Annotated in this window: 16 protein-coding genes and 3 tRNA genes; 6 read left to right on the forward strand and 13 right to left on the reverse strand. The window is 54.9% G+C overall.

Annotation, left to right across the window (positions count from 1 at the left end; genetic code table 11):
* Positions 1-10 precede the first annotated feature (10 nt).
* From era to rpoE, 8 genes are all read right to left on the reverse strand, one after another.
* Entirely contained in the window at positions 11-916 is a 906-nt protein-coding gene (gene era, locus CVE23_RS16560) for a GTPase Era (protein ID WP_038666713.1), read from the reverse strand.
* Positions 913-1,593, reverse strand: a complete 681-nt coding sequence (gene rnc / locus CVE23_RS16565) for a ribonuclease III (RefSeq protein WP_013319008.1) — start codon at positions 1,591-1,593, stop codon at positions 913-915. The genes era and rnc overlap by 4 nt, the downstream gene beginning before the upstream one ends.
* A gap of 180 nt (positions 1,594-1,773) precedes the next feature.
* A complete protein-coding gene (lepB, locus tag CVE23_RS16570; protein WP_038919888.1) occupies positions 1,774-2,742 on the reverse strand; it encodes a signal peptidase I in 969 nt (322 codons plus the stop codon).
* A gap of 16 nt (positions 2,743-2,758) precedes the next feature.
* A complete protein-coding gene (lepA, locus tag CVE23_RS16575) occupies positions 2,759-4,558 on the reverse strand; it encodes a translation elongation factor 4 (protein ID WP_038919889.1) in 1,800 nt (599 codons plus the stop codon).
* 261 nt (positions 4,559-4,819) lie between these two features.
* On the reverse strand, positions 4,820-5,290 hold the full coding sequence (gene rseC / locus CVE23_RS16580; protein ID WP_100849983.1) for a SoxR-reducing system protein RseC: 471 nt from the start codon (positions 5,288-5,290) through the stop codon (positions 4,820-4,822).
* Positions 5,287-6,237, reverse strand: a complete 951-nt coding sequence (rseB, locus tag CVE23_RS16585; RefSeq protein ID WP_100849984.1) for a sigma-E factor regulatory protein RseB — start codon at positions 6,235-6,237, stop codon at positions 5,287-5,289. Before rseB ends, rseC begins: the two co-directional genes overlap by 4 nt.
* Complete coding sequence (gene rseA / locus CVE23_RS16590; protein WP_100849985.1) at positions 6,237-6,902, reverse strand: anti-sigma-E factor RseA; 666 nt, start codon at positions 6,900-6,902, stop codon at positions 6,237-6,239. The genes rseB and rseA overlap by 1 nt, the downstream gene beginning before the upstream one ends.
* 49 nt (positions 6,903-6,951) lie before the next feature.
* A complete protein-coding gene (gene rpoE / locus CVE23_RS16595; RefSeq protein ID WP_022634480.1) occupies positions 6,952-7,527 on the reverse strand; it encodes an RNA polymerase sigma factor RpoE in 576 nt (191 codons plus the stop codon).
* Between the two features lie 357 nt (positions 7,528-7,884).
* Here rpoE and nadB point away from each other — a divergent pair, with 357 nt between their 5' ends.
* A complete protein-coding gene (gene nadB, locus CVE23_RS16600) occupies positions 7,885-9,486 on the forward strand; it encodes an L-aspartate oxidase (RefSeq protein WP_100849986.1) in 1,602 nt (533 codons plus the stop codon).
* 85 nt (positions 9,487-9,571) lie between these two features.
* Here nadB and trmN read toward each other — a convergent pair whose 3' ends face one another.
* On the reverse strand, positions 9,572-10,315 hold the full coding sequence (trmN, locus tag CVE23_RS16605; protein WP_100849987.1) for a tRNA(1)(Val) (adenine(37)-N(6))-methyltransferase TrmN: 744 nt from the start codon (positions 10,313-10,315) through the stop codon (positions 9,572-9,574).
* Between the two features lie 134 nt (positions 10,316-10,449).
* Between trmN and srmB the strand changes: the two genes are divergently transcribed.
* Positions 10,450-11,802: an ATP-dependent RNA helicase SrmB gene (gene srmB, locus CVE23_RS16610; RefSeq protein WP_038666687.1), complete on the forward strand. Its 1,353-nt coding sequence runs from the start codon at positions 10,450-10,452 to the stop codon at positions 11,800-11,802.
* A gap of 208 nt (positions 11,803-12,010) precedes the next feature.
* The gene (gene tnpA / locus CVE23_RS16620) at positions 12,011-12,469 is read left to right on the forward strand and encodes an IS200/IS605 family transposase (protein WP_038918153.1); all 459 of its coding nucleotides are present in this window, start codon (positions 12,011-12,013) and stop codon (positions 12,467-12,469) included.
* Between the two features lie 278 nt (positions 12,470-12,747).
* Here tnpA and grcA read toward each other — a convergent pair whose 3' ends face one another.
* A complete protein-coding gene (grcA, locus tag CVE23_RS16630) occupies positions 12,748-13,131 on the reverse strand; it encodes an autonomous glycyl radical cofactor GrcA (protein ID WP_033569543.1) in 384 nt (127 codons plus the stop codon).
* A 429-nt stretch (positions 13,132-13,560) separates the two neighbouring features.
* On the opposite strand from grcA, the gene ung reads away from it, so the two are divergent.
* Positions 13,561-14,247: a uracil-DNA glycosylase gene (gene ung, locus CVE23_RS16635; protein ID WP_038919897.1), complete on the forward strand. Its 687-nt coding sequence runs from the start codon at positions 13,561-13,563 to the stop codon at positions 14,245-14,247.
* Between the two features lie 134 nt (positions 14,248-14,381).
* Here the strand turns inward: ung and CVE23_RS16640 are convergent.
* Together CVE23_RS16640 and CVE23_RS16645 are read right to left on the reverse strand one after the other, a co-directional pair.
* Positions 14,382-14,457: transfer RNA gene (locus tag CVE23_RS16640), tRNA-Ala, on the reverse strand.
* Between the two features lie 47 nt (positions 14,458-14,504).
* Positions 14,505-14,580: transfer RNA gene (locus CVE23_RS16645), tRNA-Ala, on the reverse strand.
* Positions 14,581-14,853: 273 nt separating this feature from the next.
* On the opposite strand from CVE23_RS16645, the gene CVE23_RS16650 reads away from it, so the two are divergent.
* Positions 14,854-16,122: an O-acetylhomoserine aminocarboxypropyltransferase/cysteine synthase family protein gene (locus tag CVE23_RS16650; RefSeq protein WP_038919898.1), complete on the forward strand. Its 1,269-nt coding sequence runs from the start codon at positions 14,854-14,856 to the stop codon at positions 16,120-16,122.
* 90 nt (positions 16,123-16,212) lie between these two features.
* Here the strand turns inward: CVE23_RS16650 and gltX are convergent, their stop codons facing one another.
* Positions 16,213-17,628, reverse strand: coding sequence for a glutamate--tRNA ligase (gene gltX, locus CVE23_RS16655; protein ID WP_038919899.1), 1,416 nt, complete (start codon positions 17,626-17,628; stop codon positions 16,213-16,215).
* A gap of 318 nt (positions 17,629-17,946) precedes the next feature.
* On the opposite strand from gltX, the gene CVE23_RS16660 reads away from it, so the two are divergent.
* A tRNA-Val gene (locus tag CVE23_RS16660) sits at positions 17,947-18,022 on the forward strand.
* Positions 18,023-18,053: the final 31 nt, after the last annotated feature.

Below are 18,053 nucleotides of genomic sequence, written 5' to 3' on the forward strand. Positions count from 1 at the left end.
GGCGCACACCTTACAGATCGTCGATATAACCCAGGCTACGCAGCGCACGTTCATCGTCTGCCCAGCCGGATTTAACCTTCACCCACAGTTCCAGATGAACTTTGGCCTCAAACATCTGTTCCATGTCCTGACGCGCTTCGATGCCGATGGTTTTAATCTTGGCGCCTTTGTTGCCGATCACCATCTTCTTCTGGCCTTCACGCTCCACCAGAATCAGGCCGTTGATGTCGTAACCGCCGCGCTCATTGGCAACGAAACGCTCGATTTCCACCGTAACCGAATACGGCAACTCTTCACCCAGAAAGCGCATCAGCTTTTCGCGGATAATTTCCGACGCCATGAAACGCTGTGAGCGGTCGGTAATATAGTCTTCCGGGAAATGGTGAATGGCCTGCGGCAGATGTTTGCGCACAATTGCGGCGACGGTATCGACATTGGTCCCTTTCTCCGCGGAGATCGGCACCACATCGAGGAAATTCATCTTTTCGCTCAACATCTGGATATGCGGCAGCAATTTGGTTTTATCCGCCACGTTATCCACTTTGTTGATGGCCAACAACACCGGCGTTTTTTGGTCGCGCAGCTTGTTCACCACCATTTCGTCATCGTCTGTCCAGTGGGTGCCTTCCACCACAAAGATGATCAACTCCACATCGCCGATCGAACTGCTGGCCGCACGGTTCATCAGGCGGTTGATGGCGCGCTTTTCTTCAATGTGCAACCCGGGCGTATCCACATAGATAGCCTGATACGGCCCCTCGGTATGGATACCCATAATACGGTGACGCGTCGTCTGCGGCTTACGGGAGGTAATGGACACCTTCTGCCCCAGCAACTGGTTCAGCAAGGTGGATTTACCGACGTTCGGCCGGCCAACAATCGCGACAAAGCCGCAATAGGTCTGTTCTTCGCTCATTCAAGCTCCAGCTTTTTCAGGGCCTGTTCCGCCGCAGCCTGTTCAGCTTTACGACGACTTGACCCGGTACCCACTACCGGCTCGCTAAACCCGCTGACCTGGCAATGAATGGTAAATTCCTGATCGTGCGCCTCGCCACGCACCTGCACGACCAGATAGGTAGGCAACGGCAGGTGGCGTCCCTGCAGGAATTCCTGCAGGCGGGTTTTCGGATCTTTTTGCTTGTCGCCTGGGCTAATCTCATCCAGACGAGTCTGGTACCACTGCAGAATCAGCCGCTCGACGGTCTGGATATTGCTGTCCAGAAACACCCCGCCAATCAACGCTTCCACGGTATCCGCCAGAATCGACTCACGGCGGAAACCGCCGCTTTTCAATTCGCCGGGACCAAGACGCAGGCATTCGCCCAGTTCAAACTCTCGGGCAATCTCCGCCAGCGTATTGCCGCGCACCAGCGTAGCGCGCATTCGGCTCATATCGCCTTCGTCAACACGCGGAAACCGGTGGTACAGCGCATTGGCGATAACGAAACTCAGGATAGAATCCCCCAGGAACTCCAGCCGTTCGTTATGTTTACTGCTGGCGCTACGGTGAGTCAGCGCCTGCAATAAAAGGTCATATTGTTGGAAAGTATAGCCCAGCTTTTTTTGTAAACGATTTATCAGGATGGGGTTCATGTGTTACCAATAGATCTATAATGCCTTTTTAAACAACAGCATACGGAACAGCCCTGTCTTGCCACTAAAAAGTCAAAACTGTTTCGTTTGCAGTGGCTCCCGCCCGGGAGCCAGCATTTATTATTCAGAAATATTCTACAACGGAAGTCGCAAATATGCTGCGAGTTTATTTACATTCAATTAATGAATTCCACCGATACGGCTTAAACGTACACCGGTAGGCCATTCACCTTCTTGTTTTTCAAAACTCATCCAGATAGCTGTCGCCTTACCCACCAGATTCCGCTCCGGCACAAATCCCCAATAACGGCTGTCCGCGCTGTTATCACGGTTATCGCCCATCATGAAGTAGTGGCCGGCCGGCACCACCCAGGACCCCAGCGGCTGGCGCATCTGTTGGTAATAAAGCCCAAGCTGATCCTGAGCGCCCGGCACGGTAAGGATATTGTGAGTGACCTCGCCCAGCGTTTCCTTGCGAACCGCCATGCGAATGCCTTCACTCTTCTGACCAACCGGAATCTGGTAGAAACCGCTGGTCATTTCGCGCCCGGTTCCGCTGAACGTCTGCACGAAATCACTGGGTTCCACATTACTGTAGGTCACCGGCAAGGCGCTGCCGCAGCTCGGCTTGTCGCCGCACCCCGGCTGAATGGTGACCTGCTTGGCGATCGGGTCGTAACTGACGCGATCTCCCGGCAGGCCTACGACACGCTTGATGTAATCCAGACGCGGATTTTCAGGGTATTTGAATACCGCGATATCACCGCGTTTCGGGTGCCCGGTTTCAATCAAGGTGGTCTGGGTTATCGGATCCTTGATGCCGTAAGCAAATTTTTCGACCAGAATGAAATCCCCGATCAACAGCGTCGGCATCATCGAACCTGAAGGGATCTGAAACGGCTCGAAAATAAATGAACGCACCACAAACACCAGCGCCAGCACCGGGAAAACCGAGGCAAACGTCTCGATCCAGCCCGGCTGTTTGATGCTGTTAGCCAGCGTTTTCTCGTCGACAGCCCCATTAACCTGCTGACTCAGAGCGGAAATCTTGGCGCGACGCGCCGGCGCCCATTTGAACCGTTCCAGACACCAGACAATGCCGGTCACCAGCGTCGCCAATGCCAAAATCAGGGCAAACATATTGGCCATGCCAACTCCTCAGGGTTTATTTGCTTTCTTTTCCAACATGCAGAATGGCCAAAAACGCTTCCTGCGGCAGCTCGACATTCCCTACCTGCTTCATGCGTTTCTTCCCTTCCTTCTGTTTCTGCAACAGTTTTTTCTTACGGCTGACGTCACCGCCGTAACACTTCGCCAGAACGTTCTTGCGCAGCTGTTTTACGGTGGAGCGGGCAATAATATGGTTGCCGATCGCCGCCTGAATCGCGATGTCGAACTGCTGACGCGGGATCAGGTCTTTCATTTTTTCCACCAGCTCACGGCCGCGATACATCGAATTATCACGGTGGGTGATCAGCGCCAGCGCATCCACGCGTTCGCTGTTGATCAGCACGTCCACACGCACCATGTCCGATGCCTGGAAACGTTTGAAGCCGTAATCCAGCGAAGCATAACCACGAGAAGTGGACTTGAGGCGATCGAAGAAGTCGAGCACGACTTCCGCCATCGGAATTTCATAAGTCAGCGCCACCTGATTGCCGTGATAGACCATGTTGGTCTGCACACCGCGTTTTTCCACGCACAGAGTGATCACGTTGCCCAGATACTCCTGCGGCAGCAGCATGTGACACTCGGCAATCGGCTCGCGCAGTTCTTCGATATTATTGACCGGCGGCAATTTGGACGGGCTGTCGACATAGATCACCTCATTGCCGGTGGTTTTCACCTCGTACACCACCGTCGGCGCGGTTGTGATCAGGTCGAGATCGTATTCACGCTCCAGACGCTCCTGAATGATCTCCATGTGCAGCAGACCAAGGAAACCGCAGCGGAAACCGAAGCCCAGCGCAGTGGAGCTTTCCGGTTCGTAAAACAGCGACGCATCGTTCAGGCTGAGTTTGCCCAGCGCATCACGGAAGGCTTCATAGTCGTCGGAACTGATCGGGAACAGACCGGCGTACACCTGCGGTTTAACCTTTTTAAAGCCAGGCAGCGGCTTTTCAGCCGGTTTACGCGCCAGCGTCAGGGTATCGCCCACCGGCGCGCCCAGAATGTCTTTGATGGCACACACCAGCCAGCCTACTTCGCCGCATTGCAGCGCGTCGCGGTCCACCTGCTTGGGAGTGAAAATCCCGAGACGCTCGGCGTTATACACCTGACCGGTGCTCATTACCTTGACCTTATCGCCTTTGCGCAGCGTACCGTTCTTGATACGGATCAGCGACACCACGCCCAGATAGTTGTCGAACCAGGAGTCGATGATCAACGCCTGCAACGGCGCGTCAGGATCGCCTTCCGGCGGCGGGATCTCGCGCACCAGACGCTCCAGCACATCCGGCACGCCTACGCCGGTCTTGGCGGAACAGCGCACCGCGTCGGTGGCATCGATACCCACGATATCTTCGATTTCCTGGCTGACGCGATCCGGATCCGCGGCCGGCAGGTCAATCTTGTTCAACACCGGCACCACTTCCAGATCCATTTCGAGCGCGGTATAGCAGTTGGCCAGCGTCTGCGCCTCAACCCCTTGACCGGCGTCCACCACCAGCAGCGCCCCTTCACAGGCGGCCAGCGAGCGGGAAACTTCATAGGAAAAGTCAACGTGGCCCGGGGTATCGATAAAGTTCAGTTGATAGGTTTCGCCGTCAGAGGCTTTGTAATCCAGCGTCACGCTCTGAGCCTTGATGGTAATACCGCGCTCGCGCTCCAGATCCATGGAGTCCAGCACTTGCGCCTCCATTTCACGTTCGGACAAGCCACCACAAATTTGAATGATGCGGTCAGAGAGCGTCGACTTACCGTGGTCGATGTGAGCAATAATGGAAAAATTTCGTATATGCTTCATTATAAAAGTTTTTCTACCTTGGTATTTCTGAAATTCTTGCCGAACGGCACGCGCAATGTGATGACAGCCATAGCCACTGTCATATACCTGAATCGCAGCATTCTACATGCCAGACGGTGGAAAACCTAGTCATGGCGCACCGAATCAATTCCTTGATTATGGCAAGGTTGCGAATGAGAAGATGAAAGCAGAGGTAAAAAGTCATTAAAAGCGAAAAATCGGGAGGCGGGCAGGCCAGCCAGCCAGCAAGCCGCCTGCGTTTCAACGCCCCGGCGTCATATCGGTACGCAACAGATTTTCGGGCAAAGAAACCTGCAGAATCACCGGCTGATAACGCTGATTATTGCCGATTTTCGCCGATAAACGCTTTACAGCAGCGAAACTCACCGCCACGCCGGCAAATGCCCCCGCCACGGTCGCCGGTTCGCTGCCCAGCCAGTATTGCATCAAGGCGGCGCCCAGCATCAGCCCCAGCAATGGCAACAGATAAACCAGCATCGCCGAACGCAGCAGGCTTGATTCCGCCAGGCCGATTTCCACCCGTTGACCAGGAAGTAGCGGCTGCGAATACGTTATGGTCAGTTGATGCGTTGCCGCTGCGCCAATCTGGTTCAACACGCCGGTGCCGCAGGACGAGCGAGACTGACAGCTCTGGCAACCGGAGCGCTGTTCACAATGCAACACAGCGGTACCGGCCTGCCATGAAACCACCGTGGCCCACTCTTTGATCATGGCTGCGCCTTGAAGATCACGTTATCCGCGATGCGTTTGGCTGTCGCCAGCGGCAGTTCGCCAATCACGGTGATTTCCCGGTTATCCCGCACTTCGGTATGGATAGTTTTACGGCCCAGCGATGCATTCTGGTCAGGATGATTCTCCCCAACCGGGCTGATATTGACGGAAAAACTGAACAATCCATCGCTGTAAAGACGCGATTCCGCCAGACCGGTAACCCCCGGCAGCGGCCGCTGACTGCGTGACACTTCTTCTACGCCAACCGGCAGCCACTCCGTCACCCAGTTGAAATTCGCGGTCGCAGTGGTGGGAATGCTGAGCAGCGGCGGCTGGCTGATCTTATCCATCGGCTTCATGGCAAGCCGCACATTTTTATCCACCGTTACGGAAATCGCCCGGTACTGTTCAAGCAGATCACCATTCTGATCAAGCAGATCAACCCGCAACGGCAAACGCGACTCGGCATCAAGGCAGACGATATAACTGAAACGGGTGCCGTCCCGGGAGACGATTCTCACCACATCGCCCTGGCTGTCCGCCAGACGAATACGGCCGGTAGGAATAAAATCGTAATAAGTGGACAACCGTTCCACATTGGCAAAAATCAGGGCCGGCAGCGAATCGACAATATGGTCGCCCGACAGGGTAAACGGTTCGGCATCCGCTTCGAAATAGCTGATGTCGCTGCCGCGCTGAATCACTTCACGCTTCGGCCCATCCAGATGGATCAGCTCGGCCAGCGTCTCGCCATTTTGCACCGAATGACGGTAGCGTAATGACTCAATGCCCTGCCGGGAAACGCTGATGTAGTAAATCTCGTAGTTCAGTGATCGGCTGGCGCTGCTCATCTGCTGCAACAACGCCCCGGAATCACTTGCCGGGGCGAGGGAGGAATAAGACAGGCTGCCTAACAATATGCATGCGGCAAACCAGGAACGCTTCATTACTGCGGCTGAATTCCTAATGACTGAGTACCAGGCACCTGAACGGCGGCTTGCTGTTGACTCCCCTGCTGTTGCAGTTGGAGCTGATCGGAATGCACGCGGCGTTGCAGTTCATAATCCTGCAACAGCGCATTGATGCGCTCATGCTGCGCCTGCATCTGACGCTGCCCGGTATGCGCTACGCTGTTCTCGGCCGGCACGCTCAGGCTGACCGGAGAAGCCGAACCGCCCATCACAGGCAATGTGCTGAGCGCCGGCGCCGTATCCGCCACACTGTCGCTCATCACATTGCTTTGCTGGTAATGCTGCACACCGACAATCACCGCCAGCGAAACACAAGCCGCCATGCCAATCTGCGTCAGATGGCTGGCCAGAGGACGAACCTTGTGCCAGAACGGCAACGCCTGCCAGGTGCGGGGATGAGGCTGGGATTCCGGCACCGCCTGCGGGTTGAACTGCACCGGTTCCTGTTCGAGGGCGACGGCTACCCGAGCGGCGATATCAATATTCATCAGCGTTTCGCTGACATCGCCCCGCAGAGTGTCACGCACCAGATGGTAGCGCTGCCAGCTTTGTTGCAACTTGTCGTCTTTCGACAAGGCGCCCAGCAGTGCATTGTCCACTGCCTCACCATCCATTAAAGCGGAAAGTTTTTCTTTCTGCATAACTTCACCTTACCTTGTCAAACCCGTCATGAGTAACGTTAAGAACAAGCTAACGCTGAATAAGCGGTTGCACTTTATTATCAATCGCTTCCCGTGCGCGGAATATACGCGAGCGGACAGTGCCGACCGGGCAATCCATGATGGCGGCAATTTCCTCATAGCTCAGCCCATCCAGTTCACGCAGCGTAATTGCCAGACGCAAATCCTCAGGCAATGACTCGATAGTATGGAAAACGATCCGTCGTAATTCCTCAGACAACATTAAGTTCTCAGGGTTCGATATTTCTTTCAACGCGCTGGCATTTTCGTAATTTTCCGCGTCGTTGGCGTCCACATCGCTGGACGGCGGACGCCGCCCCTGAGCCACCAGATAATTCTTCGCCGTGTTGACGGCAATACGATACAGCCAGGTATAAAAGGCGCTCTCGCCACGAAACGATTCCAGCGCGCGATAGGCTTTGATAAACGACTCCTGCACCACATCGGGCACGTCCCCGGCGGGAACGTAACGCGATACCAGGCTCGCCACTTTATGCTGATAACGGACGACCAGTAAGTTAAACGCCTTTCTGTCGCCTTTCTGGACCCGCTCAACCAGCACCTGATCCGCTAACTGCTCGCTCATCCGAGATCATGTCTCCCCAAAACCGTGTCGCCACGCCTAAGCCACGTACTGCCAGCCATATATCTGCAATCGAGCAAGCACCGGGTTGGAGTCTTTTTACGTCATAAAGTTCCGTTGCATGAAGCATTTTTTACATCCTGCCGGATCCCCGTCGCATACCGCCGTGCCGCCCTCCGGGGTTTTATTCTCATTGCTGCCCCGTACAGCCGCAAAAATCATACGTCAAAAGCCTGCTGCTGGCACCCCGTTCTGCTATTTTGCATCAGTCTTGTTTAATTTATAAAACAAAAAACTGCATTTAAGATAAATTCCGTGCTAAATTCAAAAATACAGTTTTATAAATTAAACAAGACTATTATGTCGCCTCTCAAAGACTACCATTGTGATGTGCTGATCATCGGCAGCGGCGCCGCCGGGTTATCACTGGCGCTGCGTCTGGCGCCTCATGCCCGCGTGATGGTGCTCAGCAAAGGACCGCTAAGCGAAAGCGCCACCTTTTATGCACAAGGCGGGATCGCCGCTGTGTTCGATGAAACCGACAGCGTCGACGCCCACATCGACGATACCCTGATTGCCGGCGACGGCTTGTGCGACCGGGAAGCGGTATCGTTTATTGCCCGTAACGCACGTCATTGCGTGCAATGGCTAATCGATCAGGGCGTTCGTTTCGATACCGAAACCGCACCGCACGGCGAAACGCGCTATCATCTGACGCGCGAGGGCGGTCACAGCCATCGCCGTATCCTGCATGCTGCGGACGCCACCGGCAAAGCGGTGGAAACCACCCTGGTCAGCCAGGTGAGACAGCATCCCAATATCGTATTGCTGGAACGTTGTAATGCAGTGGATTTGATCACCTCCAGCAAGCTCGGCCTGCCCGGCCACAAACGGGTGGTAGGTGCTTACCTGTGGAACAGGGAAAAAGAGCATGTCGAATCGTGCCGCGCCAAAGCCGTCGTGCTCGCCACCGGCGGCGCGTCCAAGGTCTACCAGTACACCACCAACCCCGATATTTCTTCCGGCGACGGCATCGCCATGGCCTGGCGCGCTGGTTGCCGGGTGGCGAACATGGAATTCAACCAGTTTCACCCCACCTGCCTGTACCATCCGCAGGCCCGCAATTTTTTGCTGACCGAAGCGCTGCGCGGCGAAGGCGCCTGGCTGACGCGCCCGGACGGCAGCCGCTTTATGCCAGCCTTTGATAAACGGGCGGAGCTGGCGCCGCGGGATATTGTCGCCCGGGCGATAGACCACGAGATGAAACGACTGGGCGCAGACTGCATGTATCTGGACATCAGCCACAAACCGGCGGATTTCATTACGCAGCATTTCCCTACTATCCATGAAAAACTTCTGTCGCTGGGCCTTGATCTGACCCGCGAGCCGATTCCCATCGTCCCCGCCGCGCACTACACCTGCGGCGGCGTAGTGGTTGACCAACAGGGACGCACCGACCTGGACGGTTTGTACGCGATTGGCGAAGTCAGTTATACCGGCCTGCATGGCGCCAACCGCATGGCGTCCAACTCGCTGCTGGAGTGTCTGGTGTATGGCTGGTCTGCCGCCGGGGATATTCTGCAGCATTTGCCGGAGAAAACACTGGTCGAGTCGCTGCCCAACTGGGACGAAAGCCAGGTGGAAAACTCGGACGAAAGAGTCGTGATTCAGCACAACTGGCACGAACTGCGGTTATTGATGTGGGATTACGTCGGCATCGTGCGCACGACGAAAAGACTGGAACGCGCGCAGCGACGTATCACGCTGCTACAGCAGGAAATCAGCGAGTATTATGCCCACTTCCGCCTCTCCAACAATCTGCTGGAGTTACGCAATCTGGTTCAGGTGGCGGAATTGATTGTACGCTGCGCGCTGGCGCGCAAAGAGAGCCGCGGGTTGCACTACACGCTTGATTATCCGCAGCGAGCGGAAAAGGCGCATCCCACCATCCTGCATCCCTGATGATGAATGCCGGGCCAGCGCCCGGCCGCCTTCTACAAATCCCATGAACACGTTCACATGAGCAAGTTCACATGGATAACAAAGCTCACATCGATAAATAAAAATCCCGCGCCAACGCCTGAAACGACGCCGAATACTGACGGCTGTCGTCACGGATGATTAACGATGTCCGGTCCAGCGTCGTGTGTTGTCGCCCCAACGACAGCAGCACCCGGTTCACCGGCCGGGCCGCATTATCCGCGACGTCAACCCAGGCATCGACATGCCACGCCAGCTGTTGCGCCAGCGTCAGAAAGTTGTCCGCCGCCTGTACCGGCAACACCACGCAAAATCGCCCGTCTGACGTCAGCAACCGGCTGGCGCAATCCAGCAGCGTCTGATGAGTCAGCGTGGCGGTATAACGCGCCTGCGCACGCTGGGCTGAGGCACAGTCGACGCCGGGGGTAAAATAAGGCGGATTACTGACAATCAGTGAATAGCGCGATGCGGCAGTACGGGCATACGCAAGAATATCGGTCTGATGAATCCGTATACTCTCGGCCCAGGGCGACGCCGCCGCATTGTCTGCCGCCTGCTCGCTGGCGGCGGCGTCCAGCTCTACCCCATCCACCGGAACTCGCCCACCGCTGCGTTGCGCCAGCATCAGCGCAATCAGACCGGAACCGCAGCCGATATCCAGAATCCGCGACTCTTCCCGCAACGGCGCCCACGCACCCAGCAGCACGCCATCGGTGCCGACTTTCATCGCACAGCGGTCGTGCGCCACAAAAAATTGTTTGAAGGTAAAACCACCCGCGCGCAACGCTGGTGTATGCTGCAAAGACGTCATTGTTGTGCCATTTATTGCTGAACCGGGGTTAGCATAGGAGAAACGCCAGCCCGGGAAAAGTGGTCGAGGCCGCTTAAACAGATGAACAACCCCGCCAATGCGTCTATAATCAGCGCCCCGAACAGAGGTAGACCATGACTGCGACCAATTTTTCCGAGTTTGATCTTGACGATAGCCTGCTTGACGCCCTGCGCGACATGGGCTTCAGCCGCCCGACCGCCATTCAGGCCGAGGCTATTCCCCCGGCGATGGAAGGACGGGACGTACTGGGCTCTGCGCCGACCGGAACCGGTAAAACCGCGGCGTATCTGCTGCCGGTATTGCAGCATCTGCTGGATTTTCCGCGTAAAAAATCCGGCCCGCCGCGTATCCTGATTCTGACCCCGACCCGGGAGCTGGCGATGCAGGTGGCGGATCAGGCTCGTGCGCTGGCCGCCCACACGCATCTGGACATTGCCACCATCACCGGCGGCGTGGCCTACATGAATCACGCCGAAGTGTTCAGCGAGAATCAGGATGTGGTGGTCGCCACCACCGGTCGCCTGTTGCAATACATCAAAGAAGAGAATTTTGACTGCCGCGCGGTGGAAACCCTGATTCTGGATGAAGCCGACCGCATGCTGGACATGGGCTTCGCTCAGGATATCGAGCATATCGCCGGAGAAACCCGCTGGCGCAAGCAGACCATGCTGTTCTCCGCCACGCTGGAAGGCGACGCCATTCAGGATTTCGCCGAGCGTCTGCTGAACGACCCGATCGAAGTGGAAGCCGAACCGTCACGACGCGAACGCAAAAAAATCCTGCAGTGGTACTACCGCGCCGACGATGTTCAGCACAAAACCGCCCTGCTGAGTCACCTGCTCAAGCAGCCGGACGTAACCCGTTCGATCGTGTTCGTGCGTAAGCGCGAGCGAGTGCATGAACTGGTGGACTGGCTGCGGGCGGCGGGCATTGAGTCCTGCTATCTGGAAGGGGAAATGGTGCAGGCCAAACGCAACGAAGCCATCAAACGGTTGAGCGAAGGTCGGGTAAAAGTGTTGGTCGCCACCGACGTCGCCGCCCGCGGGCTGGATATTCAGGACGTCAGCCACGTGTTCAACTTTGATTTGCCGCGCACTTCAGACGTTTACCTGCATCGCATCGGACGTACCGGCCGCGCCGGTCGTAAAGGTTGCGCCATCTCGCTGGTGGAGGCGCATGACTACCTGCTGCTGGAGAAGATCGGCCGTTATCTGAATGAGCCGCTAAAAGCGCGCGTGGTCGATGAACTGCGTCCAACTACCCGGGCGCCGAGCCCCAAAACCACCGGCAAGCCGTCTAAAAAAGTGCTGGCCAAGCGCAAAGAGCTGAAGCAAAAAGAGAAAGAAAAACAGAAAGCGAAGGTCAAAGTGCGCCATCGTGACAGTAAAAATATCGGTAAACGCCGCCAGCCCAGCGCCCAAACGCCGGCGGAGCCGCAGAAAGAAAAACCGGCGGATAACAGCTGAATCTGGCCTGTTGATACGATGATCTGTTGATACAAAAAAGGGAGCCAACCGGCTCCCTTTTCATTGTCTATAGAAAACCCCCAGCTAGGCTGGGGGTTCCGTAAAGCTTCCAGCTTTGAGCCAGTTATCAAAACCCCTTTTGATTTGTTAAAACACCTTGCGGTCTGGCAACTGCAAAAGTTCAACAAGAAATCAAAAGGGGGTCCCAATGGGGGACGAAAAGAGCTTAGCGCACACCCGATGGAACTGTAAATATCACATAGTTTTTGCGCCAAAATACCGAAGACAGGCGTTCTACGGAGAGAAACGCCTGGCGATAGGCAGCATTTTAAGAAAGCTGTGTGAGTGGAAAAACGTACGTATTCTGGAAGCGGAATGCTGCGCAGATCATATCCATATGCTTGTGGAAATCCCGCCCAAAATGAGCGTATCCGGCTTTATGGGATATCTGAAAGGGAAAAGCAGTCTGATGCTTTATGAGCAGTTTGGAGATCTGAAATTCAAATACAGGAACAGGGAGTTCTGGTGCCGGGGATATTACGTAGATACGGTAGGGAAAAACACGGCGAAGATACAGGAATACATAAAGCACCAGCTTGAAGAGGATAAAATGGGCGAGCAGTTGTCGATCCCTTATCCGGGTAGCCCGTTTACGGGCCGTAAGTAACGAAGTTTGATGCAAATGTCAGATCGTATGCGCCTGTTAGGGCGCGGCTGGTAACAGAGCCTTATAGGCGCATCTGAAAAACCTCCGGCTATGCCGGAGGATATTTATTATCGGTAAGAAGAACGTGCGTCCTAATGTCACAGCACGTTCACTTCTTCAAAATCAATCCGCTCCACGCTATCAACCACAGCGACCGGAACTCACTACCCAGAAAAAACAATGCCGGACACCTTAGGTGACCGGCATTAACCAGACCGTGGTCTTTTTTACCGACGAGCTTACAGGCTTTCGGTAAATGTACGGGTGATCACGTCGCGCTGCTGTTCCGGCGTCAGCGAGTTGAAACGCACTGCATAGCCGGACACACGGATAGTCAGCTGCGGGTATTTTTCCGGATGTTTAACCGCATCTTCCAGCGTTTCACGACGCAGCACGTTCACGTTAAGATGCTGACCGCCTTCGACACGCACTTCCGGTTTGATTTCCAGCGGCACTTCGCGATATTCGAACTGACCCAGATCGCTGACGGCAACGATCTGATCTTCGTTGAAATCGGATTTAGCGCACACGCAACGCGCCTGAGATTTCTCTTCATCCAGCAGCCAGAAAGAGTTAACCAGGGCATTGTTATTTGCTTTGGTGATTTGAATACCTGTAACCATTATTGCCTCCGTTAAGCGGCGTCTTATTGAACCGAATACAAAATCCACGGTTGGTAACAAATCGCCAACGGCATTAACGCCAGCGCAAAACCAACCGAATCTGGTTACCTGTATACCAGTCCTTTCCAGGTCACTCTTTGATATAAGTCAATTTTAACCGGGCGTCATTTGGCATGAAATTTATAATCTTTTGTTTTATATCAATTTACATCAAAAACACGAATGCAATTATTTTTGTAAATTTTAAAAAAAATCAGCAAAAGGCGATTCATCGCCTGCCAAAAGCGGTTAATGGTTTTCCCTGTTCAGCTTTGACGGTAAGCTTACCCATCAGGACTGACTAATCAGGCTGCGCTGTCGCCAGATGGCATTCAGGCGACAGCCCACTAGCGCATTGAACTCACTACCGTATTGAACAAAGAGCCTCCCATGACCACTTCCCTGACCTGGCACGACGTGCTGGCCCAAGAGAAAGAACTACCCTATTTCGTCAATACGTTGTCGTTCGTTCATCAGGAACGTACAGCTGGCAAGGTGATCTATCCGCCGCAGAAAGACGTCTTCAACGCCTTTCGTTTTACTGAATTCCACGATGTCAAAGTGGTGATCCTGGGGCAGGACCCGTATCACGGCCCGAATCAGGCGCATGGGCTGTCGTTTTCGGTTCGCCCAGGCGTGCCGGCGCCGCCGTCGCTGGTCAATATCTACAAAGAACTGGCTAACGATATCCCCGGATTTGAAATTCCGTCTCACGGCTTTTTGCAGAGCTGGGCGCAGCAAGGTGTGATGTTGCTCAATACCGTGCTGACGGTGGAAGCAGGAAAAGCGCATTCGCACGCCAATCTGGGTTGGGAAACCTTCACCGACAAGGTGATCGAAAAGCTGAACGCACACCGGGAAGGGATTGTATTCCTGCTGTGGGGATCGCACGCGCAAAGAAAAGGCAGCATTATTGATACGCAGCGGCATCATGTGTTGAAGGCGCCGCATCCCTCGCCATTATCTGCCCACCGCGGTTTTTTAGGGTGCCGCCATTTCTCCAGAACCAATCAGTTGCTGGAACAACAAGGCGATTCGCCTATCGACTGGACACCCCGTTTGCCGGAAAATACGTAATACGCCGCGTCATTGTCTTTGCTGGCCAGAGGCTTTTGGCTTGTCTGAGACAATGACCATAAATTTTGGTGTAAAACGGAAAAAACGGGAGTAAACGTCAGAGAAATAAACAGGATGATACTGCGAAAGGAATTTGGTGGAGCTAAGCGGGATCGAACCGCTGACCTCTTGCATGCCATGCAAGCGCTCTCCCAGCTGAGCTATAGCCCCACACCAGATGATACCGTCAAAAACCAAATCTCTATGGGATGAAGATTTGGTGGAGCTAAGCGGGATCGAACCGCTGACCTCTTGCATGCCATGCAAGCGCTCTCCCAGCTGAGCTATAGCCCCGTATCGACACTGTATCGTGTGAACGGGTCGCATGATATGCAACGCCCCCAACCCTGTCAACGCCAAAATCCATTTATCCGATCAACCGCTGAAAAAGCCGTCAAAGTGCGGTGAGAATGGCAACGTACGGAAAAAAGCCGCGTACTTTCAGGCGTAAAAACCACCGCTAATCAAGCCTGTTTGAGATTAGCTTATGACAAAAAAGTTTTTCTTACTTTTCGCGAAAACCCCAACAATGCGTCACCCCCTTCTATTTGCTGGAGTTTTCCAAACATGAAAGATGCCACTATCGCCCTGCACCACGGTTTTAGCGCCGATCCGGTCACCAAAGCAGTAGCCGTACCCATCTATCAAAACGTCGCGTTTGAATTCGACAATGCGCAGCACGGCGCGGACCTGTTTAACCTCGACGTGCCGGGCAATATCTATACGCGGATAATGAATCCTACCAATGATGTGCTGGAACAACGTTTGGCGGCGCTGGAAGGGGGAATCGCAGCACTGGTGGTTTCCGCCGGCAGCGCCGCTATTACCTATGCGGTGCAGACGCTCACCCGACAAGGCGATAATATCGTGTCGACCCCGCAGCTGTATGGCGGTACTTACACGCTATTTGCCCATATGCTGCCAAGTTTCGGCGTAGAAGTCCGTTTTGCCAGCGATGACTCGCCCGAAGCTATCGCGCAACTGATCGATGACAAAACCCGGTTGGTCTACTGCGAGAGCATCGGCAATCCGGCCGGCAATATCGTCGACATCGAAGCGCTGGCGCATATCGCCCACCAGCATGGGGTACCGTTGGTAGTGGATAACACCGTGGCATCGCCGGTGCTATGCAAGCCGATCCAGTTCGGCGCGGACATCGTGGTGCATTCCATCACCAAGTATGTTGGCGGCCACGGCAACTCGCTGGGCGGCGCGATCGTGGACGCCGGTACATTCCCCTGGCAACAGTATCCGGAAAAATTTCCTGGACTGAATCGGCCTGAGCCGGCTTATCACGGCGTGGTCTATACCGAGACATTTGGTCCTGCCGCCTTCATAGCCCGAGCCCGTACCGTCCCACTGCGCAATACCGGCTCGGCCCTGTCGCCGATGAACGCCTTTTTATTATTACAGGGGTTGGAAACGCTGCCATTGCGCATGGAGCGCCATGTGGAAAACGCCCGTAAGGTTGCGGAATACCTGCGTTCCCATCCTAAAGTAGCATGGGTTAGCTATGCCGGGCTGCCGGAACATCCGCACTACGCGCTGGCGCAGAAATACCTGGGTGGCACGCCATCCGCCATTCTGTCGTTCGGCCTGAAAGCCGGTTACGAAGCGGGCGTGCGGTTTTATGATGCCCTTGGGATCTTCAAGCGTCTGGTGAATATCGGCGATGCCAAATCGCTGGCCTGCCATCCGGCCTCGACGACTCACCGCCAGATGACGCCCGAAGAACAAGCCAAAGCCGGCGTCAAACCGGAAATGATTCGCCTGTCGGTCGGCATTGAAGCCATTGAGGATCTGCTGGACGATCTGGAGCAGGCGCTGAATGCCTGACATGCCAATACACCACCGAATCATCCAAGACAAAAAGCAAAAACCCTGGCAAGCCAGGGTTTTCGTTAACAACAGCATCGTTCGAAGCGATTATTGCTGGGCTTCACGCTCGCTGATAAACGCCAGCGCCCGCTCGATGCGCGTCAGCGTACGCGACTGACCAATGGCATGCACCGTTACATCAACGCCCGGAGACTGGCCGGCGCCGGTTACCGCCACGCGCAACGGCATCCCGACTTTCCCCATTCCTTGCTGCAGCTCGTCAGCCGTGCCCTGAATGGCATGGTGGATATTTTCCGGCGTCCAGTCGGTGATGGCCGCCAGCTTGTCGCGCACCAGTTCCAGCGGTTGACGCGCTACCGGACGTAGGTGTTTCTTCGCCGCATCGGCGTCAAACTCGGCGAACTCTTCATAGAAGTAACGGCAGGACTCGGCGATTTCCTTCAGCGTCTTGCAACGTTCACCCAGCAACGTCACCAGTTCGCTCAGTTGCGGACCGGTACGGGTATCGATGCCCGCCTGTTCGATATGCCAGGACAAATGGGTCGCCACATATTCCGGCGGCAGGTGATTAATATAGTGGTGGTTCAGCCACTGCAGCTTCTCAGTATTGAACGCACTGGCGGATTTGCTGACGGCATCCAGCGAGAACAGCTGTTTCATCTCATCAATAGAGAAGATTTCCTGATCGCCGTGAGCCCAGCCCAGACGCACCAGATAGTTGAGCAGCGCTTCCGGCAGGTAGCCGTCGTCGCGATACTGCATCACCCCCACCGCGCCGTGGCGCTTGGACAGTTTCTTGCCGTCATCGCCCAGGATCATGGAAACGTGCGCGTATTCCGGCACCGGCGCGCCCAGCGCTTTAAGAATATTGATCTGCCGCGGCGTGTTGTTGATATGGTCTTCACCGCGAATAACGTGGGTGATGCCCATATCCCAGTCATCGATCACCACACAGAAGTTATAGGTCGGCGAGCCGTCGGTACGACGGATGATCAGGTCATCCAGTTCAAGGTTGCTGAATTCGATAGGACCACGAATGCGATCATCAAAGACAACCGAACCGTCTTGCGGGTTACGGAAACGCACCACATGCGGTTCATCATCCGCGTGATGTTCGTGGGAGTCGCGGCAACGGCCGTCATAACGCGGCTTATCGCCGTCAGCCATCTGTTGCTCACGTAGGGCTTCCAGACGTTCTTTGGAACAATAGCATTTATACGCCGTGCCATTTTCCAGCATCTGGTCGATAACCGCGTTATAGCGGTCAAAACGTTTGGTCTGATAGTACGGGCCTTCATCCCAGTCCAGATTCAACCAGTTCATGCCATCCATAATGGCGTCAATCGCCTCTTTGGTCGAACGCTCCAGATCGGTATCTTCAATACGCAGAACAAACTCGCCGCCGTGATGACGGGCAAACAACCAGGAATACAGTGCGGTACGGGCACCGCCAACGTGAAGATAACCAGTCGGGCTGGGCGCAAAGCGGGTTTTGATTTTCATTGGGATTACGGCCTTCATTAGACAGCAACGGTCGGTCAACACCAACCAGGATTCCGGACTGTGCCCCGCCATCAAGGGTGAGCGCTGTCAGCGCGCGACACAGCCTGCTTAAAGTGGGCAATATTCTATCACTCCACCCCGATTCCTCAACGCTATAACCACGTCGCCCCAAGGCTAACTCCGGTAAAATGCGCAGGGATTCAACGATAACGCCCATAAATACGGCATATCGACTAATTTTACAACGAACGACTATTTTCGTTTTAAAAAGCGTTGACTCATATTCAAGTATCCCTATAATGCGACTCCACACAGCGGGGGTGATTAGCTCAGCTGGGAGAGCACCTCCCTTACAAGGAGGGGGTCGGCGGTTCGATCCCGTCATCACCCACCACTCTTTAGAGTGCCGCGCTGTGTAAAGTAAG

This window comes from Dickeya fangzhongdai (assembly GCF_002812485.1).
Taxonomy (GTDB): Bacteria; Pseudomonadota; Gammaproteobacteria; order Enterobacterales; family Enterobacteriaceae; genus Dickeya; species Dickeya fangzhongdai.